The organism is Bacillus sp. RC240 (assembly GCF_044907945.1).
Taxonomy (GTDB): domain Bacteria; phylum Bacillota; class Bacilli; order Bacillales; family Bacillaceae_G; genus Bacillus_A; species Bacillus_A mycoides.
Genome location: NZ_JBIYCT010000002.1, coordinates 627,033 through 649,267 on the forward strand (window position 1 = coordinate 627,033; position 22,235 = coordinate 649,267).

Annotated in this window: 18 protein-coding genes and 1 other annotated feature; of the genes, 2 read left to right on the forward strand and 16 right to left on the reverse strand. The window is 37.4% G+C overall.

The annotated features are described in order from the left end of the window. Positions 1-13: 13 nt before the first annotated feature. From ABH955_RS11255 to hemA, 9 genes are all read right to left on the reverse strand, one after another. Positions 14-2,659, reverse strand: coding sequence for a valine--tRNA ligase (locus tag ABH955_RS11255; protein WP_404491118.1), 2,646 nt, complete (start codon positions 2,657-2,659; stop codon positions 14-16). Positions 2,660-2,697: 38 nt separating this feature from the next. Beyond that, positions 2,698-2,929: a binding site (T-box leader), on the reverse strand. A 134-nt stretch (positions 2,930-3,063) separates the two neighbouring features. After that, a complete protein-coding gene (gene ysxE, locus ABH955_RS11260; RefSeq protein ID WP_002088823.1) occupies positions 3,064-4,089 on the reverse strand; it encodes a spore coat protein YsxE in 1,026 nt (341 codons plus the stop codon). 72 nt (positions 4,090-4,161) lie between these two features. Then, positions 4,162-5,169, reverse strand: coding sequence for a stage VI sporulation protein D (gene spoVID / locus ABH955_RS11265; protein ID WP_181777885.1), 1,008 nt, complete (start codon positions 5,167-5,169; stop codon positions 4,162-4,164). 79 nt (positions 5,170-5,248) lie between these two features. Further along, positions 5,249-6,538: a glutamate-1-semialdehyde 2,1-aminomutase gene (gene hemL / locus ABH955_RS11270; protein WP_002138492.1), complete on the reverse strand. Its 1,290-nt coding sequence runs from the start codon at positions 6,536-6,538 to the stop codon at positions 5,249-5,251. Beyond that, a complete protein-coding gene (hemB, locus tag ABH955_RS11275; RefSeq protein ID WP_002015358.1) occupies positions 6,538-7,527 on the reverse strand; it encodes a porphobilinogen synthase in 990 nt (329 codons plus the stop codon). The genes hemL and hemB overlap by 1 nt, the downstream gene beginning before the upstream one ends. 20 nt (positions 7,528-7,547) lie before the next feature. Then, a complete protein-coding gene (gene hemD, locus ABH955_RS11280; RefSeq protein WP_113935653.1) occupies positions 7,548-8,300 on the reverse strand; it encodes a uroporphyrinogen-III synthase in 753 nt (250 codons plus the stop codon). Between the two features lie 2 nt (positions 8,301-8,302). Next, entirely contained in the window at positions 8,303-9,232 is a 930-nt protein-coding gene (hemC, locus tag ABH955_RS11285; protein WP_002034194.1) for a hydroxymethylbilane synthase, read from the reverse strand. Between the two features lie 15 nt (positions 9,233-9,247). Beyond that, positions 9,248-10,081 carry a cytochrome c biogenesis protein gene (locus tag ABH955_RS11290; protein ID WP_002015354.1) on the reverse strand — a complete coding sequence of 278 codons (834 nt, stop codon included), beginning with the start codon at positions 10,079-10,081 and terminating at the stop codon, positions 9,248-9,250. 17 nt (positions 10,082-10,098) lie between these two features. Then, positions 10,099-11,430: a glutamyl-tRNA reductase gene (hemA, locus tag ABH955_RS11295; protein WP_002034196.1), complete on the reverse strand. Its 1,332-nt coding sequence runs from the start codon at positions 11,428-11,430 to the stop codon at positions 10,099-10,101. Positions 11,431-11,847: 417 nt separating this feature from the next. Here hemA and ABH955_RS11300 point away from each other — a divergent pair, with 417 nt between their 5' ends. Both ABH955_RS11300 and ABH955_RS11305 read left to right on the forward strand, forming a co-directional pair. Further along, positions 11,848-12,300 (forward strand): MarR family winged helix-turn-helix transcriptional regulator, encoded by a 453-nt coding sequence (locus ABH955_RS11300; protein WP_002015350.1) that lies wholly within the window; start codon positions 11,848-11,850, stop codon positions 12,298-12,300. Positions 12,301-12,302: 2 nt separating this feature from the next. After that, positions 12,303-12,719, forward strand: coding sequence for an organic hydroperoxide resistance protein (locus tag ABH955_RS11305; protein WP_002067365.1), 417 nt, complete (start codon positions 12,303-12,305; stop codon positions 12,717-12,719). 34 nt (positions 12,720-12,753) lie between these two features. Here the strand turns inward: ABH955_RS11305 and yihA are convergent, their stop codons facing one another. The 7 genes from yihA to ABH955_RS11340 form a co-directional block, all read right to left on the reverse strand. Beyond that, on the reverse strand, positions 12,754-13,350 hold the full coding sequence (gene yihA, locus ABH955_RS11310) for a ribosome biogenesis GTP-binding protein YihA/YsxC (RefSeq protein WP_002088829.1): 597 nt from the start codon (positions 13,348-13,350) through the stop codon (positions 12,754-12,756). Continuing rightward, on the reverse strand, positions 13,347-15,677 hold the full coding sequence (gene lon / locus ABH955_RS11315) for an endopeptidase La (RefSeq protein WP_002067361.1): 2,331 nt from the start codon (positions 15,675-15,677) through the stop codon (positions 13,347-13,349). The genes yihA and lon overlap by 4 nt, the downstream gene beginning before the upstream one ends. Positions 15,678-15,862: 185 nt before the next feature. After that, positions 15,863-17,533, reverse strand: coding sequence for an ATP-dependent protease LonB (gene lonB / locus ABH955_RS11320; protein ID WP_002034202.1), 1,671 nt, complete (start codon positions 17,531-17,533; stop codon positions 15,863-15,865). Positions 17,534-17,639: 106 nt separating this feature from the next. Further along, positions 17,640-18,899, reverse strand: a complete 1,260-nt coding sequence (gene clpX / locus ABH955_RS11325) for an ATP-dependent protease ATP-binding subunit ClpX (protein ID WP_000472285.1) — start codon at positions 18,897-18,899, stop codon at positions 17,640-17,642. Positions 18,900-19,163: 264 nt separating this feature from the next. Further along, positions 19,164-20,441 carry a trigger factor gene (tig, locus tag ABH955_RS11330; protein ID WP_002034203.1) on the reverse strand — a complete coding sequence of 426 codons (1,278 nt, stop codon included), beginning with the start codon at positions 20,439-20,441 and terminating at the stop codon, positions 19,164-19,166. Between the two features lie 310 nt (positions 20,442-20,751). Then, positions 20,752-21,750 (reverse strand): hypothetical protein, encoded by a 999-nt coding sequence (locus tag ABH955_RS11335; protein WP_113768839.1) that lies wholly within the window; start codon positions 21,748-21,750, stop codon positions 20,752-20,754. Between the two features lie 198 nt (positions 21,751-21,948). After that, the gene (locus tag ABH955_RS11340; RefSeq protein WP_001983650.1) at positions 21,949-22,197 is read right to left on the reverse strand and encodes a hypothetical protein; all 249 of its coding nucleotides are present in this window, start codon (positions 22,195-22,197) and stop codon (positions 21,949-21,951) included. Positions 22,198-22,235 lie beyond the last annotated feature (38 nt).

The following is a 22,235-nucleotide window of genomic DNA, read 5'->3' on the forward strand; positions in this document are numbered from 1 at the left end:
CTGAAAAACATTTTTATTTCTCAAGATCAGCTAGACGTTGACGAACCGCTTCGCGTTTTTCTAGATAATCTTGCTCTTTCGCACGCTCTCCGTCAATAACTTCTGCAGGAGCTTTCGCTACGAATCCTTGGTTTGAAAGTTTCTTCTGTACACGTTCTACTTCTTTACCAAACTTCTCAAGTTCTTTTTCAAGACGCGCTTTCTCTTCATCAAGATTGATAAGATCAGCTAACGGTAAGAATAACTCTGCACCTGATACGATTGCAGTCATCGCTTTTTCTGGCGCTTGTAAATCAATCTTAATTGTTAGTTCACTTGGGTTACAGAAACGCTCAATGTAAGAGCTATTTTTCGTAAGCTGGGCTAGTACTGCCTCGTCTTTTGCTTTAATTTGCATTTGAACTTTTTTGCTCATTGGCGTATTTACTTCCGCACGGATGTTACGAACAGAGCGAATGATATCAACTAGAAGGTGCATTTCCGCTGCCGCTTCTTTATCTTGTAAATCTTCGCGAACTGTTGGCCATGCTGCTACTGTAATAGACTCGCCTTCATGCGGTAAATGCTGCCAAATTTTCTCTGTTACAAATGGCATGAATGGATGTAATAGACGCATTGTTTGGTCTAATACGTAAGCTAAAATCGAACGAGTTGTTTTCTTAGCTGCTTCATCTTCACCGTATAGTGGAAGTTTCGCCATCTCAATGTACCAGTCACAGAAATCATCCCAAATGAAGTTGTATAATGAACGACCAGCTTCACCGAACTCATATTTATCCATGTTACGTGTTACACTTTCGATTGTTTCGTTTAAGCGAGTTAAAACCCACTTATCTGCAACTGATTTTTCACCAGTTAAATCGATTTCTTCATACTTCATGTCATCCATGTTCATTAATACGAAACGTGATGCGTTCCAAATTTTATTAATGAAGTTCCAAGTAGATTCTACTTTTTCCATGCTGAAACGTAAATCTTGACCTGGTGCACTTCCTGTTGATAAGAAGTAACGCATCGCATCTGCACCGTACTTCTCGATAACATCCATCGGATCAATACCGTTACCAAGAGATTTACTCATTTTACGTCCTTGCTCATCACGAACTAAACCGTGAATTAATACATCTTTAAATGGACGCTCTCCTGTAAACTCTAAACCTTGGAAAATCATACGAGATACCCAGAAGAAGATGATGTCATAACCAGTTACTAAAGCATCTGTTGAATAGAACTTTTTAAAGTCTGCTGCATCTTCATTCGGCCAGCCAAGTGTTGAGAATGGCCATAATGCTGAACTGAACCATGTATCAAGCACGTCATTATCTTGATTCCAGTTTTCAAGATCTGCTGGCGCTTCTGTACCTACGTATACTTCACCAGTTTCTTTATGATACCAAGCTGGAATGCGGTGTCCCCACCATAATTGACGAGAAATACACCAGTCATGAATGTTTTCCATCCAGCGTAAGTATGTGTTTTCAAAACGCTCTGGTACGAACGTTACTTTTTCTTCTTCTTTTTGTTGAAGTTCTACCGCTTTTTCTGCAAGTGGAGCCATTTTTACGAACCATTGTGTTGATAAATAAGGCTCAACAACTGCACCGCTACGCTCACTATGACCTACTGAGTGCATATGAGGCTCGATTTCTACTAATACGCCAGCTTCTTGTAAATCTTTCACTAACTCTTTACGGCATTCGAAACGATCCATACCGTTATACTTACCAGCTTTTTCGTTCATCGTTCCATCTTCGTTCATTACTAAAATACGTGGTAAGTCATGACGGTTACCTACTTCAAAGTCATTCGGGTCATGAGCTGGTGTAATTTTCACAACGCCTGTTCCGAAGTCTTTTTCTACGTATTCATCAGCAATAATCGGAATCTCTCGGCCTACGATTGGAAGTGTAACTGTTTTTCCGATTAAATGTTTGTAGCGATCATCTTCTGGATGAACTGCTACCGCTGTATCACCAAGCATTGTTTCTGGACGAGTAGTTGCAAGGCGAATGTGACCAGAACCGTCTGTTAGCGGATAGTTCATATGGTAGAATGCACCTTGAACTTCTTTATGAATTACTTCAATATCAGAAAGAGCTGTGCGTGTTGCTGGATCCCAGTTGATGATATACTCACCGCGGTAAATTAAGCCTTTTTCATATAATTGAACGAATACTTTATTAACAGCGTTAGATAAACCTTCGTCTAATGTGAAGCGTTCACGAGAATAGTCTAGTCCTAAACCAACTTTCCCCCATTGTTGACGAATGTGAGAAGCGTATTCTTCTTTCCATTCCCAAGCTTTTTCAAGGAATTTCTCACGACCAAGATCGTAACGTGAAATACCTTCTTCACGAAGTTTCCCTTCTACTTTCGCTTGCGTTGCGATACCAGCATGATCCATTCCTGGAAGCCATAATACATCGTAACCTTGCATACGCTTTGTACGAGTTAAAATATCTTGAAGCGTCGTATCCCAGGCGTGACCTAAGTGTAACTTACCAGTTACGTTCGGAGGTGGAATTACAATTGTATATGGTTGTTTCTTCTCATCTCCTGTTGCTTCGAAATATTTGCCTTCAAGCCACCACTTGTAAAGGCCTTCTTCAACGGACATATGATCATATTTAGTTGGTAAATTATTTTCCGTGTTTGACATTATTTTCCCTCCTTAAAATAAAAAATGCCCCTCATCCAAAAAAGGACGAGGGACATCGCGGTACCACCTTTATTTACAAACAAATTCAGAATTTGCTTATACTCTTAATTTGATAACGGACAAATCCGTCTTTTCCTAATAAGAATCATTCCGTTCAGAAAAGATGCTCCAGGGCTACCTTCTAACATAACTATCTAGAGAACCTCCCAGCCAATGGTTCCCCTCTCTGAAGACGTTTCATGTTATACTCTTCCCCTTCAATGCATTTATGTGATTGTTAATTATTATATACAATAGTGTAAAAAACGAAACCTTATTCGTCAAGATAAATTTGAAACTACGGCTTTTATCTCTTTATGGAACTAATAAAAAAAGATAAGCAGGGTTCTCCCTACTTATCTTCTTTATCCGTTCCCTTGCTGGGCAGCTTGTAATTGCGAAAGGAAATATTCTGTATTACTAATGAGCCAATGCGATTGCTGCAGAATTTTCACCCCGCGAAGCTCATTTTCTTCATTACGACTCTTTCTTCTTTTCGTATACGACTGAATTTGCCGAATAAAATGCGACGGGTACGTCATATACGCAAACATAAGAAGCTGCTCCTCTTTCGTAAATGGAAAATTTTTTTGATACATTTGATACCATTCAAAGCGGTCGCTCCGCGCAATTGGATATGTGTTCAAAGACCTTGAATAAAAGCTGACGATATCCTGTACCGGTGTAGCAAACTGAGACTTTTCTAAACTAATAAAATAACCGTTTCGTTCATAATCAAATAAAAAGTGATTAAGCGATACATTTCCATGAACGAAAGTAGTACGTGTTTTTTCCTTTTCTTTCATTGCATCATGCCATTCACTTAATTGTTTCGTTGCGAACTCACGTGCTCTCATAACGTGGTGATAATACGTACAATATTGTAATTCAAATGGAGACATATACCACTTCGCTTCAGATTCTATGAGAAACTCTTCTAATATCTCGCCATCATTTTCCCAACGGTCGGATATATTTGTATAATGTTTTTCTAAATCTTCTTCTGTATAAGTCTCCTCTTTCACCGTTTTTTGATGCAACGTCCCGAGCGTTTGAAACATCTTATGGTATTGATCATTATCTTCGCCGTTTCCTTCCGCACGTTCTAACCAAGGCATTAAATAATAGCTATACGCCCCATCACTTAAAACATAATTCCCGTCCGTCGTGTGATAGATAGGTACATAATTCGAAAAACCTTTCTCCTTCAAATATTGAATATGGTGTAAAAAATTATTCCGCTCTAATTTTCTATCTTGTATTTTCTTTAACGCATACGGACCTTGATTCGTATAAATTTTCATTACACTTCCGTGCTCTTCCATATGCTGAGTGTCCAATCTATATTGCCTCACAATGGGTTCATAGCGATTTCGTAATTCAATATCCATACGAATAACCCTTTCTTATTCAAAACATAGCTTCTAGGAAAAGAAAAGAGGTGAGTGAAAAAACTCACTCACTTATTTCACTGTTGCTTTTGAAACAGGAATATATATAATTTGCCCTGTAGTTAAATATATATCTTCTGATTGATTTACACGATATAAGCTTTGTACAGTCGTTTCATAACGTTCTGCAACCGATTCAATTGTATCTCCTTCTTGTACGAAGTACATTCTTAACTTCGTAAATTCTTCTTCTGGTTCTTTCGTAAATAATTTCGTTAAATAAAGTGCATTTTCATCTCGCTGTGAATATGCTTCTTCCTCTGGCTCTTCCTGCTTTTTCGCTTTTTCTTTCTTGAAATTTTTCCGCCCGAACAATTCAAATTGTGGCGTCTTTTCTTGCTCCTCTTCACGCTCCACAAGTTCATGTTCTTCTAATGCCTCTTCTTCTATTTCTTGCTCTTTTCTTTCCTCTAGCTGAAACGGTTCAAATGCATAATCTTCCCATCCATCTGATTCTTTATAGACTGGTACCTCTTCGTGCAGCACAGGTCTACTTTCATCCTCTTCAGCTGAATCAGCTTCCAACTCAGCATACACCGTCTCTTCCTCTTCATCCTCGGTTCTTTCCTCATCACATAAGCCTGTAATAGATATATCCGCTAATAGTTGTAAGCAACCATTTTCCTTTAATTCATAATCAAATTCCTCGATTGATACATATAATTCTTCAATTACTTTCACTCGATTTCTTGGAATTGATATTTCGAGCGGAAAGGAATGGACAAGCTCATTAACCCCGTCTCCCCTTGTTTCTACATAATCAATTGCCTTTGCTGGTGATAGCTCTCTTAATGAATAAGCTGAATCATCTTGCCTTGCAACGTACTCTCCCGTTAAATCTAATTGCCCCCTCACGATAACTTCATGATCGAGCTCCTCTATCTCAACGTCTGGATCTAACGAAATTGACAAAAGTTCTTCGACTTCCTGTCCCTTCTGGAACCAAACAGATTCTTTTAATGAAAATCGTAATGAATGATCTGTTGCCACTTCTTTTCCCCCTCCCAAACTATATGTCATTACAGATTTATGTTCCCTAAGGCTACTTTATGAATAAAAAAAATCGCTCCCCTAATGGAAAGCGATTTTCTCTAAGAAATTATGCTTTTAATTTTGACATTGCAATTTCGGCCGCTGCAATTGTCGCCTCAATATCTGCATCACTATGTGCTGTCGATAAGAATAAACCTTCAAATTGAGAAGGTGGTAAAAATACACCTTGTTCTACCATTTCACGATAGTAAGCTGCAAAGAATTCTAAGTTTGAAGATTTTGCTGCATCATAATTAATAACTTGCTCATCCGTAAAGAAAATACCAATCATAGAACCTGCACGATTAATGTGATGCGGGATATTATGCTTTTCAGCTGCCTTACGTAGTCCAGCCTCTAATATTTCTGCTTTACGCTCAAATTCCACATATGATTCTGGCGTTAACTGCACTAACGTTTCATAACCTGCTGTCATTGCAAGTGGATTACCCGATAATGTTCCAGCTTGGTAAATCGGTCCGCTTGGTGCAACTTGACGCATAATCTCTGCCTTCCCACCGTATGCTCCTACCGGCAAGCCACCACCGATTACTTTACCTAAACAAGTTAAGTCAGGAGTTACACCGTAATAACCTTGTCCACAATTATAAGCAACACGGAATCCTGTCATTACTTCATCAAAAATAAGTAGTGCACCGTTTTGCTCTGTCACTTCACGAAGTCCTTCTAAAAACCCTGGTTGCGGGGGAACAACACCCATATTCCCTGCCACTGGTTCTACAATTATACAAGCGATGTCATCACCGAATTGTTCGAAAGCATATTTTACACTTTCTAAATCGTTATACGCTACTGTAATCGTATTTTTCGCTACACCTTCTGGTACACCAGGGCTATCTGGTAAACCTAGCGTTGCTACACCCGAACCTGCTTTAATCAATAAAGAATCACCATGACCGTGATAACAACCAATGAATTTCAAAATTTTGTTACGTCCAGTGTAACCACGAGCTAAACGTAGTGCACTCATTGTCGCCTCTGTTCCAGAGTTAACCATACGCACAATCTCAATTGATGGTACACGCTCAATAACAAGCTGCGCTAATTTATTTTCAATTTCTGTTGGTGCACCAAAGCTTGTTCCTTTTTCAGCAACAGCTTTTAAAGCCTCAACAACACGATCATTCGCATGACCATGAATTAAAGGTCCCCACGATAATACGTAATCGATGTATTCATTCCCATCGATATCATATACTTTAGAGCCTTTTCCGCGCTCCATAAACAGCGGATTCATACCAACAGACTTAAAAGCACGAACAGGGCTGTTTACGCCTCCAGGCATTAAATTTTGAGCCTCTTCAAACGCCGCAATCGACTTATCAAATTTTTTCATTATTTAGCGCCTCCTTCTTGTAACCATCTTGCTGCATCTTTTGCATGATACGTAATAATCAAGTCTGCTCCTGCGCGTTTCATGCTAATTAATTTCTCAAGTACAACTTCTTTTTCATTAATCCAACCATTTTGTGCTGCTGCTTTAATCATCGAATATTCACCACTTACGTTATAAGCAACGACTGGTAAGTTAAAGTTATTTTTCACATCACGAACGATATCTAGATAAGAAAGAGCTGGCTTTACAATTAAGAAGTCTGCCCCTTCCATTACATCTGATTCTGCTTCACGGAATGCTTCCATACGGTTCGCTGGGTCCATTTGATATGTTTTACGGTCACCAAACTGCGGTGCACCGTGTGCTGCATCACGGAACGGTCCGTAAAATGCTGATGAATATTTCACAGCGTACGACATAACTGGTACGTGCGCGAAACCATTTTCATCTAATGCATGGCGAATTGCTGTTACAAATCCGTCCATCATGTTAGATGGTGCAATAATGTCTGCCCCTGCTTTCGCTTGACTTACAGCTGTTTTTGCAAGAGCTGCAAGAGACTCATCATTTAAAATAACGCCATCTTCAATAACACCGCAATGACCATGGCTTGTGAATTGACATAAACATGTATCTGCAACTACTACTAGCTCTGGGAACTCATCTTTAATTTGCTTAATTGCACGCTGTACAATTCCATGCTCACAATATGCCGATGATCCAACTTCGTCCTTTTCAGCAGGTAAACCAAATACAATAACAGAACGAATACCTAAATCAACGACCTCTTGCATTTCAGCTTGCAATAAATCTAAAGACATTTGATATACGCCTGGCATAGAAGGAACTTCATTACGAGTATTTTCTCCTTCTAATACAAAAATAGGGTAAATAAAATCTTCTGTATGTAAAAATGTTTCACGTACAAGCGCACGCATGCCCCCGCTTTGTCTTAAACGACGATGACGATTAAATTGTAAAGAATTCATAGATTTCTATCCCCATTCTTTTATTTTATAGATTCACAAATGCATTGCAGTAATGCTTCTACAGTGTACTCTTTTGGCACAATAACATGTGGAAAATAGAGGTTCGCCTCTTTTTCCGTAATAGGCCCTATACAAGCAATTGTACATTTTTTCGTCCATTCTCTCCAGTTTGTACCCTCAAGTAAACGAACAAAACTATCAACAGTTGAAGGGCTCGTAAATGTAATAATATTTACTTCTCCTAATTTCAATGCTGTTATAAGTTCTTGTTTTTTCTCTACATTCACCTTCGTACCATATACAATTAACTCATCTAGAAAAACACCAAACTCCCTAAGTTTAACCGGGATTACATCTCTTGCTAAATTCCCTTTCGGAAATAAAATACGCTCGTTTCCACTTAATTCTTTTAGAAACTCTTCGGCAAATGTTTCTGCAACAAACGAGGTCGGAACAAAATGAACTTGATAGCCCCTTTTTTCTAACTCTAATTTTGTTTTCACGCCTACCGCAGCGATTTTAATAGTTAATGGTATTTTTGTTTCTAAACCATCTAGAAAAAAAGCTACACCATTTTTACTCGTAAAAATAACCCAGTCATACGAATGTAGTTGCCTTGTTATACGTTGAATTTGCCTATGAGATGTGCCTTTCATACGCAAAAGCGGAATTTCCAATGGAATTCCGCTCCTTTCTTTCACTGCTACACTCATTTGTTTCGCTTGATGCTGGGCACGTGTAATCAATACTGTTTTGCCAGCGAGAGCGTTCATATTTATTGTTGCTCCTTATTTGCAGCAAGGATGAGCTCTTTTGCTCCTTGTTTAATTAAACGGTCCGCAGCCTCTAATCCAACTTGCTTCGGATCATTGCCTACTACTATCTCTTTCAATAAAACAGAACCGTCCATAGAACCGACAAGCGCTGTTAATTCGATTGCATCATTTTCTTTAAGAGTTGCATATCCAGCGATTGGAACTTGGCATCCACCTTCAAGTTTATGAAGAAATACTCGTTCAGCAGCCACTGTTCTTTCTGTTACTGCATCATTAATATGCGCTAACAACTGAAGTAAATCCGTATCATCCTCACGACATTCAATCGCTAATGCACCTTGCCCTACGGCTGGTACACATAACGTTTCATCTAAATGTTCTGTAATAACTTCTCCGTCCCAGCCCATTCTCTGTAATCCAGCTGTCGCTAAAATAATTGCATCGTAATCTTCATCTTTTAACTTACGTAAGCGTGTATCGATATTCCCACGAATCCATTTCACTTGTAAATCTGGTCTCGCAGCTAGTAGTTGTGCACTACGTCTCAAACTACTCGTTCCTAAGATCGCGCCTTCTGCTAAGTCTTTAAACGATTCTCCGTTTTTAGAAATAAAAGCATCACGAGGGTCAACGCGCTTTGGCGTACAACCAATCGTTAATCCATCTGGAAGTACAGCTGGCATATCTTTCATACTATGTACAGCCATATCAATTTCTTTCGTAAGTAACGCATGTTCAATTTCCTTTACAAATAAACCTTTTCCGCCTACTTTTGAAAGAGTAACATCTAAAATAACATCACCTTTTGTGACGATTTCTTTCACTTCAAATTCATATGGTAAACCAAGCGCTTTTAATTGATCAATAAACCAATTAGTTTGTGTTAATGCTAGTTTACTCTTTCGTGAACCTACAATAATTTTGCGCATAATTCTCTCTCCTCATTATAAATACCAAAAGTGGAAATTAGATAAACTGCTTAATAGAAAAATGTTAACTAGCATTACGAGAAATGCCCCGATATTCCACTGCACAATTTTCTTACCTTGCAACACATCTGCCGCTCGTAAATATAAGCCCACGCAATATACAAATAGAACGACAAAAGACCCAATTACTTTCGTATCATACCAATGGAAATTATCCAATTTTGTATATCCCCATATGCATCCTAATATAATTGCTAATAAGAAAAACGGAACAGAAAATAAATTTAATCCGTAAGACATAGATTCAAGCTTCGGCAAATTTCCTAATCTTCTTAATCTCGCATTCCACTTTTTCTTTTTTAATAGTCGGTATTGCAATAAATACATAATAGAAAAAATAAACGATACAGTAAACGTTGCATAAGAAATAATCGCCATACCGACATGCACGTATACAAGTTCTGAAACTAGTTGCTCTGCAAGTACTGGCGACATCTTCCCGAGCGGTGTAAAAATAGAAAAAGCGCTTACGCCAAATGCTACAACATTTGTAAAAAAGACTAAAAAGTCAATACGCATAAATCGATTAATGACTAATGACATCGTAATCAATAACCAAACATAAAAATAAATCCCTGATAATAAAGTTAAAATAGGATTCGTTTCTGAATCTGTAGCCCTAAGCAACATAAAGATAGACTGCAGAACCCATACAATCGAAAGTAACCAAAAAGCAAAGCGGTTCGCCTTTCGGTTACTTTGGAAATAATCTATAAAATATAAACTAATGCTACAAGCATATAAAATAATTGCAATATGATAAATAATACTGTTATTTAAAAAACTCATCCGATCATCCTTCCAAGTTATAAAGATGGAACGGATGGTGTCCACGCTCTTTTATGTTCTACTTCTTCCGTATTTCCCGCTTCTTCCACTTCTAAATCAAAAATCTTCGCAAATAAAGCTAATTTTTCGCCAGCTCCCTCTTCAACAGCTAATTCTTTAGCTACTAAAATTGGGTCTTTTAACAATTGGTTAATAATACTTTTCGTATGTTTACTAATTACTTTTTTCTCACGATCACTAAGGTTTGGTATTTTTCGCTCAAGGCTTTCCATCGTATCACTTTGAATTGCTAGCGCTTTATCACGAAGAGCTGATATTAACGGTACAACACCTAGCGTACTTAACCACGTTTTAAATAAAACCATTTCTTCTTCAATCATAAATTGAATTTTCTCTGCTTCTTTTAAACGTTCAGCACGGTTTGCTTCAACTACACCTTGCAGATCGTCGATATCATATAAGAAAGAGCCTTCTAATTCATCAATCGCCGGATCAATATCACGTGGTACTGCAATATCAACCATAAATAACGGACGACCAGAGCGCATTCTCTCTACTTTTGTCATCATTTCTTTCGTAATGACATATTCTGATGCACCCGTTGAACTAATTAAAATATCCGCTTCTAATAATGCACATTGCAATTCACTTAAAGGCTTTGCATGTCCCATATATTTCTCAGCCATCACTTCCGCTTTCGTAAGCGTCCTATTCATAACCGTTACTTTACGAGCTCCACTTCCGTATAAGTTTTGCAGTGCAAGTTCACCCATCTTACCCGCACCAAGAATAAGTACATGACAATCTGTTAAATCGCCAAATATTTTCTTTCCGAGCTCAACAGCAGCATAACTAACAGACATCGCACTTTCACCAATCGTTGTTTCTGAGTGCGCACGTTTTGCTAACGTAACCACTTGCTTAAACAACTCATTAAAAATTGTACCTGTCGCTTTTACTTGTTGTGCTTCTAAAAAGCTATCTTTTATTTGACCTAAAATTTGCGTCTCTCCAACAACCATAGAATCCAAACCGCATGTTACGCGGAATAAATGATCTATTGCGCCATCTTGTTCAAAAATAGACAAGTATGGTGCGACTTCTTCTATTTCAAGCTGAAACCAATCAGCTAAAAACTTCTTAATGTAATACCGTCCCGTGTGTAATTGATCGACAACAGCGTAAATCTCAGTGCGATTACAAGTTGATACAATGACATTTTCTAGCACGCTCTTTTGGTTTTGTAATGTAGTCATTGCTTGCTCTAGCTCTGCTGCCTGAAATGTGAGTTTCTCACGAAATTCTACAGGGGCTGTTCGATAATTTACACTAACAACAAGAATATGCACGCAGCATGTCCCCCTTCACCCGTTTTATCACTTTATCTACTATCATAATACAACTTTCCTCTTATGAATCTGACAATCGTGTGAACAACTGATTATTTTTTATTTATTCTCCATATGTAATAAAGGAGCTTCAGTAAGATTAATAAAGAACTTTCTACTTTATAATAATTATAAAATAATAACTCTATTTGTACGTTACCAAAAAAAGTCCTCATAATCAAGTGATGGAAACTATTCCATATTAATTATAACATCATCTTTTCTATCTTCTTTCATCATGAAGGAAAATATGTATGATTGTTCCAAAATATAGTACTCACTTTCTCGATGCAATGCATTTGACATTGTATTTCTTTTTCGTTATATTGGTTTTACAAAATTAAATTGTGCACAACTTAAAAATATAAGGAGTTGCCTATGAAAGAAAATCCTTTGCATCTAGATAACCAACTTTGTTTTTCTATTTACGCTTGTTCTAGAGAGGTTACCCGTTTTTACCGCCCCTATTTAGAAGAAATGGGCATTACGTATCCCCAGTACATTACTTTACTCGTACTCTGGGAACAAGACGGACTAACAGTGAAAGAAATTGGAGAACGTCTATTTTTAGATTCTGGTACTTTAACACCTATGTTAAAACGGATGGAATCATTAAAACTTGTACAACGTGTTCGTTCAAAAGAAGACGAGCGAAAAGTTTGTATTGAATTAACAGAACAAGGTAAAGATTTAAAAGAAATAGCTTGTTCATTACCAACAACGATGGCTACAAATTTAGGAATTACAGAGCAAGAATATCATTCTTTATTAATCCAATTAAACACATTAATTGAAACAATGAAAAAAATTAATGACAGAAAAGGGGAATAAACATGGATAAATTATATACTGCTTCAGTAACAGCAACAGGTGGAAGAAACGGTAAGGTAGTTTCAGATGATGGCATATTAAATCTTGATGTAAAAATGCCAAAAGCATTAGGTGGCGCAGGCGGAGAAGCAACAAATCCAGAACAATTATTTGCAGCTGGTTATGCAGCTTGCTTTGATAGTGCATTGCAACTTGTAATTCGTACAAAACGTATGAAGGTGGAAAGTACAGAAGTGGCTGCACACGTTTCTATCGGTAAAGATACAGATGGTGGTTTCGGACTATCTGCTGTACTTGACGTACATGTTGCTGGTGTTTCTCATGCCGAAGCACAAGAACTTGTAGAAGCCGCTCACGGTGTATGTCCTTACTCTAAAGCAACAAGAGGAAATATTGAAGTTACATTAAACGTACGCTAAAAATTTAGTAAATAAAAAAAACGCGCGACATTCGTCACGCGTTTTTTGTTTTTGTCATTTTATGAATTGCTTTCCATGCTTCTTCTTTTCCAAGTCCTGTTTCAGAAGAGAATAGAACGATTTCATCGCCAATTTCAACAGCAAGCGTTTCTTTTACAACTTTTAAATGCTTTTGCCATTTCCCTTTCGGAATTTTATCGGCTTTCGTTGCAATAATAATTGTTGGGATTTCATAATGCTTTAAGAAATCATACATCATAATGTCATCTTTTGTTGGTTGGTGACGTAAATCAACTACTAATACAGCTGCGTCTAATTGCGTACGTGTTGTAAAGTAAGTCTCAATCATTCTGCCCCATGCCGCGCGCTCTGTTTTAGATACTTTCGCATATCCATAACCTGGAACGTCAACAAAATGCATCATTTCATTGATTAAGAAAAAGTTCAGCGTTTGCGTTTTTCCTGGTTTAGAAGAAATACGTACTAACTTTTTACGATTTAAAATTTTATTAATAAAGGAAGACTTCCCGACATTAGAACGACCTGCTAAGGCAATTTCTGGTAAATCACTGTCTGGATATTGTTCCGGTTTAACGGCACTAATTACAATATCTGCTTTTGTTACTTTCATTGTTTCACTCCTACTAATGCGTGCTCCAATACTTCGTCTAAATGAGATGCAAGCACAAACGTAAGGTTTTCTTTTACGCTCTCTGGAATATCATCTAAATCTTTCTCATTTTCCGCCGGTAAAATAATTTTTGTTAATCCCGCGCGGTGAGCACTTAATGTTTTTTCTTTCAAACCACCAATCGGTAATACACGACCACGAAGTGTAATTTCACCTGTCATACCAACTTCTTTACTTACAGGAATACCTGTTAGTGCAGAAATAAGTGCCGTTGCCATCGTAATACCTGCTGACGGTCCATCTTTTGGAACTGCTCCTTCTGGAACATGAATATGAATATCGTTTTTCTCATGGAAATCCGGATCAATATGAAGTTCTTCTGCACGAGAACGAATATAGCTAAACGCGGCTTGTGCGGATTCTTTCATAACATCCCCAAGTTTCCCTGTTAAAATTAATTTCCCTTTTCCTGGCGCTACAGACACTTCAATTGCAAGTGTATCGCCGCCCGCTGCTGTGTAAGCTAAACCTGTTGCCATACCAACTTGGTCTGTTTTTTCAGCTTGACCATAACGGAATATATGCTTACCAAGTAAATCAACAATATTTTTCTCTGTTACAACAATGCGCTTGCGTTCTGCTGTAACGATAATTTTTGCTGCTTTACGGCAAACTTTTGCAATTTGACGCTCTAACGTACGAACACCAGCCTCGCGTGTATAATAACGAATAATTTCAAGAAGCGCTTCATCACGTACTTGCAAATTACCTTTTCGCAAACCGTGCTCTTTTAATTGTTTCGGCAATAAGTGCTCACGAGCAATATGCACCTTTTCAAGTTCTGTATAACCAGCAATCGAAATGATTTCCATACGGTCAAGCAATGGGCCTGGAACACTTGCAAGTGTATTAGCAGTTGCAACGAACATAACTTTCGATAAATCATATGGCTCTTCAATGTAATGATCACTGAAGTTATGGTTTTGTTCTGGATCTAACACTTCAAGTAACGCCGCTGATGGGTCTCCCCTGAAATCGTTAGACATTTTATCAATCTCATCTAATAAGAAGACTGGATTAACTGTTTTCGCCTTTTTCATACCTTGAATAATACGTCCTGGCATCGCTCCTACATATGTACGACGGTGACCACGAATTTCAGATTCATCACGCACACCACCAAGAGAAACACGTACAAAATTACGATTTAACGATGTTGCAATAGAACGTGCTAACGAAGTTTTCCCAACCCCAGGAGGTCCTACTAGACAAAGAATTGGCCCTTTTAATGAATTCGTTAACTTCTGTACAGCTAAATATTCAAGTACTCGCTCTTTCACTTTTTCAAGACCGTAATGATCTTTATTTAAAATTTCTTCCGAATGAGTGAGGTCAATCATATCCTCTGTTGCTGTTGTCCATGGGAGAGCTAATAACCAATCAATATAATTACGAATGACACCACTCTCAGCAGAACTTACAGGTAATTTTTCATAACGATCTAATTCTTTCAGTGCAGCCTGCATTGTTTCTTCAGGCATTCCTGACTGTTCAATTTTCTCACGAAGTTCTTCAACTTCCCCGCCCTTGCCTTCTTTATCACCAAGTTCAGTTTGAATTGCCTTCATTTGCTCACGTAAGAAATATTCTTTTTGCGTGCGCTCCATTGAACGTTTCACTTTTTGTCCAATTTTCTTTTCTAGGCTAAGTAACTCTTGTTCATCTTGAATAATTGAAATAAGTGTATGTAGTCGTTCTTTCACAGATACAATCTCTAAAATCTCTTGTTTCTGCTTCGTTTTAATCGGTAAGTGAGAAGCAATTAAATCAGCTAGTCTTCCCGGTTCTTCTACATCAGCTACCGTTGCAAATGTTTCATTTGAAACTTTTTTCGAAACTTTAATATATTGTTCGAAATGCTCCAGTAACGTACGCATAAGAGCCTTCTCTTCTAAATCATCTTCTACTTCTTCCGTTACCGTTTTAATAGAAACTTGCACTATATTTTCTTCTTCGATAAACTCTACTACTTCTGCTCTATGTAAACCTTCTACAAGGACACGAAGCGTACCGTTCGGCAATTTTAACATTTGCTTCACTTTCGCCACTGTACCTACACTATATATGTCATCTTCTTTCGGATCGTCGATATTCATTTCTTTTTGCATTGCTAAAAAGATGATATTTTCATCCATTGCCGCCTGCTCTAGTGCTTGTATCGATTTATCACGTCCTACATCAAGATGCAGAACCATCGTTGGATATACGAGAATGCCTCTTAATGGTAGGAGGGGCACAATTCTTTCATTCGTATTCATACTAGACATAGCACCTCCATAATAAATTAAACTCCTGTTCAACTATTTTATATTACAATACATCTAGATGCAATTGCAGAGATTCTTCGCAATTGTTAATCCCCTGTTTTTTTGTGCCTCACGAAAAGAAAAAAGACTCCGCTTAAGCATACAAACTTAAACGAAGTCTGGCAAATTTTTATTATTGTATATTCTCACATTGATTGTGCATCTGTTTCGTCCAAATCATTATGTGCATCAAGCTCACGATGCATATTTTCCTGCATAAATGTTAATTCAAATACTTCTTTTAATTTGCGAACAGGAATGATCTCAATTCCCTTTATTGTATACAAAAATGGTTGCATGTTTTCAGCCGGAATGATGACTTTCTTAGCTCCCGCTTTTTTCGCAGCTTTTATTTTTGCGTACACACCACCAATAGGTTTCACTTCTCCGTGGATACTTATCTCACCTGTCATCGCTACTTCATTATTCACATACGTACGATGCACTGCTGAATAGACACCTGTTGCCATAGCAATACCTGCTGAAGGACCATCAATCGGGATACCACCAGGAAAATTAATATGTATATCATATCCTTCTGGCAACACATCTAGAGAACGAAGTACTGTTAACACATTATCAACAGAACCTTTCGCCATACTTTTACGGCGGATTGATTTCGTTTGATTTCCAATACTTTCCTCTTCTACAATTCCAGTGACATTTACTGATCCTTTATCTTTCGCAGGAATAGCTGTTACCTCAATTTCTAATAACGCACCTGTATTCGGCCCATATACAGCAAGCCCGTTCACAAGACCGATTCTCGGAATTGGATAAATACGTTTTTCGTACTTTGGTGTAAGCTGACTAGAATGAACAACCCACTCAATATCTTCATCTTTAATGAAAGGTCGTTCTTCATTTATCGCCATACCAGCAGAAATTTGCACGAGATTAATTGCTTCTCGTCCATTTCTTGCATACATTCCAATCATTTCGATACCGTTCTCACCTACTTGCATCTCCACTTTGTCAGCTGCATTTTTCGCTACTTTTTGAATTTCTTCTGTATCTAACTCACGGAAGAACACTTCTAAACAACGCGACCTAATTGCAGGAGGAATTTCCTCTGGTGAACGTGTCGTTGCACCAACTAAGCGAAAATCTGCAGGTAAACCTTTTTGAAAAATATCATGTATATACGTTGGAATCATCGAATTTTCTTCACTATAATACGCACTTTCCAAAAACACTTTCCGATCTTCTAACACCTTTAGCATTTTATTCATTTGAATTGGATGTAATTCACCAATCTCATCAATGAACAAAATACCACCATGCGCATCTGTTACAGCCCCTTTTTTCGGTTGCGGGATACCCGCTTGTCCCATTGCACCTGCTCCTTGATAAATAGGATCATGCACTGAACCAATTAATGGATCCGCAATACCACGCTCATCAAACCTAGCTGTCGTCGCATCAAGTTCGATAAATGTTGCATTTGTACGAAATGGAGATTTCGGATTTCGTTTCGCTTCTTCTAATACAAGGCGTGCTGCCGCTGTCTTTCCGACACCTGGCGGACCGTATATGATCACATGTTGCGGATTAGGACCACAAAGAGCCGCTTTTAACGACTTAATCCCGTCTTCTTGCCCTACAATGTCTATAAAGGATGTAGGACGTACCTTTTCCGCAAGCGGCTCTGTTAAAGAAACCTCACGCATTTTACGAAGCTGCTCTAATTCTTTTTTCGATTCTCGATCAATTGAAACTTTTTGTGTTCGCTGATTTCGAAGTAAATGCCAAAAATACAATCCGACAATTACGCCAAAAACAAGTTGAACAAGTAAAAATATATTTGTCCAGCTCATAATTCATTTCCTCCCGCTATGTTTTACCTTTTAGTATTTCCTGGGAGGAATAGTGCTAAACATAAAGAAAAACAGCAATTATAAAAATTGCTGTTTCTTCTTCGAATTATGCAGATGTTTTTGTATCAAGTACAGTACCGTCTTGTAACACCAATTTCGGCGGTTCATTATCAGCTACTGTTTCTTTCGTAAGAATACACTTCTCGATATCTTTGCGAGATGGAAGTTCGAACATTACATCAAGCATCAAACCTTCAATAATAGAACGAAGTCCACGAGCACCTGTTTTACGTTCAATTGCTTTTTTCGCAATCTCAACTAGTGCACCTTCTTCAAACTCTAACTCAACATCGTCAAGCTCCAATAATTTTTGGAATTGCTTAACAAGTGCATTTTTCGGTTTAGTTAAAATATCTACAAGAGCATCTTCATCAAGCGGCTCTAGGTTCGCAATAACTGGAAGACGACCGATAAACTCCGGAATTAAACCGAATCTTAAAAGATCCTCTGGTAAAACGTGAGATAAAACATGCTTCTCATTTACATCAGCATTTTTCTTCTCAGCACCAAATCCAATTACTTTCTCACCAAGGCGACGTTTAATAATAGGCTCGATGCCATCAAACGCTCCACCACAAATGAATAGGATGTTCGTTGTATCAATTTGAATAAACTCTTGATGTGGGTGCTTACGACCACCTTGAGGTGGAACGCTTGCTACAGTACCTTCTAAAATTTTCAGAAGTGCCTGCTGTACACCTTCACCAGATACATCACGTGTAATTGATGGATTTTCGGACTTACGTGCCACTTTATCAATCTCATCAATATAAATAATTCCTTTTTCCGCTTTTTCTACATCGTAATCAGCCGCTTGAATTAGTTTTAGTAAGATGTTTTCTACATCTTCCCCAACGTATCCAGCTTCTGTTAAAGATGTTGCGTCCGCGATTGCAAATGGAACATTTAAAATACGCGCTAATGTTTGTGCCAATAATGTTTTACCACTACCAGTTGGCCCAATAAGTGAAATATTACTCTTCGCTAATTCTACATCATCAATTTTGCTGTTAGAATTAATGCGTTTGTAATGGTTATATACCGCTACCGCTAGTGCTTTTTTCGCGTTATCTTGTCCGATGACATACTCATCTAAGATTTCACGAATTTCTACCGGTTTCGGTACATCTTTGAATTCTACTTCTTCGTCCTTCGCAAGCTCCTCTTGTACAATTTCAGTACAAAGCTCGATACACTCGTCACAAATGTAAACACCTGGACCTGCAACTAACTTTCGAACTTGCGTTTGTGTTTTACCACAGAAAGAACATTTTAATTGACCTTTTTCATCATTAAATTTAAACATATTTTCACACCCCTTACAAAGTGCTAACCTCTTGCCTTCGTATGTACACGATAAATGTATCGTATGTAAATACATATTATGTCACTACGTAGCGAGAAATACAAATAATATGACTAGTTATGTACAAATAAAAAAATTTTAAAACTTTTGAAATATGTATATTCGACTTACAAAGGCACTTTTCCTTCTTCATCGAAAAGTTTTATAAATATATTTCTATATTTATAAAACAAGGCACGATTAAAATCGCGCCTTGTTATTTTATTATGCAGCGTTGTCTACTAAGAAGTCTACAGCTTTACGCACTTTAAGATCTTCAGATAAAGCGTCTACGCTTCCAAGAGCTTGCTTGATAGCGTCTACTGGCATACCGTACATTTCAGCCATTTTTTCAACTTCTGCAGTTACTTCTTCTTCAGTAACTTCGATGTTTTCAGCTTCAATGATAGCTTCAAGAACAAGATTGATTCTTACACGTTTTTGTGCGTCCTCTTTCATTTGCTCTTTTAATTTGTCAGCGTCAGTACCTGTGAATTGGTAGTAAAGCTCAAGGTTCATACCTTGTTGGCTTAAACGTTGCTCGAATTCACGAACCATACGATCTAACTCAGTGTCGATCATAGCTTCTGGAATGTCGATTTCAGCGTTAGCAGCAGCTAATTCTACTACTTCGTCACGTACTTTGTGCTCAGCTTCGTGCTTTTTGCCTTCTTCTAAGTTTGTACGAAGTTTTGTTTTTAATTCATCAAGAGTTGCAACTTCTTCGTCAGCATCTTTAGCGAACTCGTCGTTTAACTCAGGAAGTTCTTTTGTTTTGATTTCGTGAATTGTTACTTTGAATGTTGCTGGTTTACCAGCTAATTCAGCAGCATGGTACTCTTCTGGGAATGATACTTCAACTTCTTTAGAATCACCAGATTTAAGACCAATTACTTGCTCTTCGAAACCTGGGATGAAAGTACCAGAACCGATTGCAAGAGAATAGTTTTCGCCTTTTCCGCCTTCAAATGCTTCGCCATCAACGAAACCTTCGAAGTCGATTACAGCTGTATCACCATCTGCAGCAGTTCCTTCTTCTTTAACAACTAGTTCAGCTTGACGCTCTTGTAAAGCTTTTACTTCGTTTTCTACATCCTCGTCAGTTACAGTTGTTTCAACTTTTTCTACTGCTAAACCTTTGTAATCACCTAATTTAACTTCAGGTTTTACAGTAACTTTTGCAGTGAAAATTAAGTTTTGGCCTTTTTCGAATTTCTCGATGTCAATCTCAGGATGAGCAACTGGGAAGATACCAGCTTCATCGATTGCTTCACCGTATGCTTTTGGTAAGATGATATCTAAAGCATCTTGGTATAAAGATTCAATACCAAAGCGTTGTTCGAATAATGGACGAGGCATTTTCCCTTTACGGAAACCTGGTACATTAATTGTTTTTACTACTTTTTTGAATGCAGCGTCGATAGAGTTATTTACTTCTTTAGCATCAACTTCGATTGTTAAAACGCCAACGTTACCTTCTAATTTTTCCCATTTTGTAGACATTTATTCTTTCCCTCCAACTATAATAATGTATGCACATACCTTTATAGATCAAAATTTTTATTATCTCTTTCTTGAAATAACAAATGTACAAATAACCCTCTAGCAAAAAGCTTTCAGATACAATGTTCCAATCTACTAATTGTCTAAAAGACAACTACGGTATATTTTGTTCGAGACTAATATGAAACATATTAAGTAAGAGAATTATACTCCTCTTCTCTTACAAACAGGCAGATTTCTGCCTTTTGCAACCCTTACATTATAACATAGAATGTGCTCGTTTCAATAACTGAACGATTCTTTTTCATAATTATACGGGCAAATACCCTTCTCTTTCAATGCGCAGTAACCATTGATAGGCAATATGAAATTCCTCAAACTCAATATTGTATGCTGTCATAAGTTCTTCTTCATCAATAGCCAATCCGAAACGCTTTCTTCCAATTCTCTCTAAGACAGCAGCCCAAATTTCTACTTTATCCATTAATAGAGGGAACGGAAAAATGCTAATTTGTAATTCTTTCCAGTATGTAACCATCGTACTAAATATATCTGGATAATTTTGCTCTAATCGGTTTGAGAATTTATGTATAATTTTATCGGATTGCTCCTCATTATGACCTGTAAATGCTGGAATCACCTTTATCGTATTTCCAAACTTCTCTACTTCTATCTCTTCTTCTATTTGATTTTCTACCATTTTATACAAAATAGAAGTTTTTAAATAAGGATGCTGATCTTCGTCTATTAAAAATTTCTTTAAAGTAGGAAGTGCGAGATCCAGGTCTTTTAACGAAAGTTTCTGGATCACTCTTAGCTTTTGACCAAAGTTTTCTCCAAAAAGCCCATCGGTAAATTCTTCTAATTCAAAATTCGAATCCACTAGCGGTTTATCTTCTTCATTCAGCATCCCTTGCGCAAACAAAGCAAGCTGCGCCAATTTTTCCTTTTGCTCAGGAATTATATCTTTCGTTTGCAAAACTTCCTCAACAGTTTCAATGACACCTTCATAATCATTTGTTTGAACTAAAATAGTTACATACGTTTCAAGAATATCACCAAATAATACAGCTCCTGTTTCAAGCAACTGCTCACATTTTTCTTTCGCTTCTTCCATACGTTTTAATTCTAGCAAACAAATAACGGAAGCTAATTCTGTTTGTTCCGTTTCTGCATTATACTGACGTAATATTTCAAAGCAGCGCAATGCATCTTCGAATTCCCGCTCTTTCAACGCTAAAAAACCTTTATCAATATAGCGTTCTGATAGTTGCGGAAACAATACGACCGTATTTTCTTTTTTATCCATACGTCCGCCTCTTTTTCTAGATTTTAATGATCTTCAAAGTAAATATATCAAATGCGTAATGAGAACACAACATTCCAAAATCATTTATTCGAAATATAGGAATATTCTATTTTCATAACAAAAAAGCAACAAACTTCTAAATGAAATTCATTTTTCACAAACAAAAACCCTCAGCAACAGACGGCAGAGGGTTCATCATTAATGGAAAGCTTTTATAATTGTGGGGTATATAACAAGGGTAATAATTTGGAGAACAATAATTGCCATAACAATCATGCTAAAATAGAAGATTGGTTTACTTCGCTTCATTAAAAACATAATAATGAGCATCGTACAAGCAAACAAACTTAAAAAAAACAAACTCGTTGTCGAACTGAGTATACCACTCGGGACAAAGAACAATAAAACTACACTACAAGTACCTATAATTCCAAATAACCATTCCATTCATTCACTCATTCCCTTTCCCTCTCATGGCAGTTTTT

Coding starts and splice junctions, on each gene's coding strand:
- tig (WP_002034203.1), bottom strand. CDS start 20,441: ATGTCTACAAAATGGGAAAAATTAGAAGGTAACGTTGGCGTTTTAACA.
- ysxE (WP_002088823.1), bottom strand. CDS start 4,089: ATGGATATTGAATTACGAAATCGCTATGAACCCATTGTGAGGCAATAT.
- hemB (WP_002015358.1), bottom strand. CDS start 7,527: ATGAATTCTTTACAATTTAATCGTCATCGTCGTTTAAGACAAAGCGGG.
- ABH955_RS11305 (WP_002067365.1), top strand. CDS start 12,303: ATGGATAAATTATATACTGCTTCAGTAACAGCAACAGGTGGAAGAAAC.
- ABH955_RS11290 (WP_002015354.1), bottom strand. CDS start 10,081: ATGAGTTTTTTAAATAACAGTATTATTTATCATATTGCAATTATTTTA.
- hemC (WP_002034194.1), bottom strand. CDS start 9,232: ATGCGCAAAATTATTGTAGGTTCACGAAAGAGTAAACTAGCATTAACA.
- ABH955_RS11300 (WP_002015350.1), top strand. CDS start 11,848: ATGAAAGAAAATCCTTTGCATCTAGATAACCAACTTTGTTTTTCTATT.
- lonB (WP_002034202.1), bottom strand. CDS start 17,533: ATGAGCTGGACAAATATATTTTTACTTGTTCAACTTGTTTTTGGCGTA.
- spoVID (WP_181777885.1), bottom strand. CDS start 5,169: ATGACATATAGTTTGGGAGGGGGAAAAGAAGTGGCAACAGATCATTCA.
- lon (WP_002067361.1), bottom strand. CDS start 15,677: ATGTCTAGTATGAATACGAATGAAAGAATTGTGCCCCTCCTACCATTA.
- ABH955_RS11335 (WP_113768839.1), bottom strand. CDS start 21,750: ATGGATAAAAAAGAAAATACGGTCGTATTGTTTCCGCAACTATCAGAA.
- hemL (WP_002138492.1), bottom strand. CDS start 6,538: ATGAAAAAATTTGATAAGTCGATTGCGGCGTTTGAAGAGGCTCAAAAT.
- ABH955_RS11340 (WP_001983650.1), bottom strand. CDS start 22,197: ATGGAATGGTTATTTGGAATTATAGGTACTTGTAGTGTAGTTTTATTG.
- hemD (WP_113935653.1), bottom strand. CDS start 8,300: ATGAACGCTCTCGCTGGCAAAACAGTATTGATTACACGTGCCCAGCAT.
- yihA (WP_002088829.1), bottom strand. CDS start 13,350: ATGAAAGTAACAAAAGCAGATATTGTAATTAGTGCCGTTAAACCGGAA.
- clpX (WP_000472285.1), bottom strand. CDS start 18,899: ATGTTTAAATTTAATGATGAAAAAGGTCAATTAAAATGTTCTTTCTGT.
- ABH955_RS11255 (WP_404491118.1), bottom strand. CDS start 2,659: ATGTCAAACACGGAAAATAATTTACCAACTAAATATGATCATATGTCC.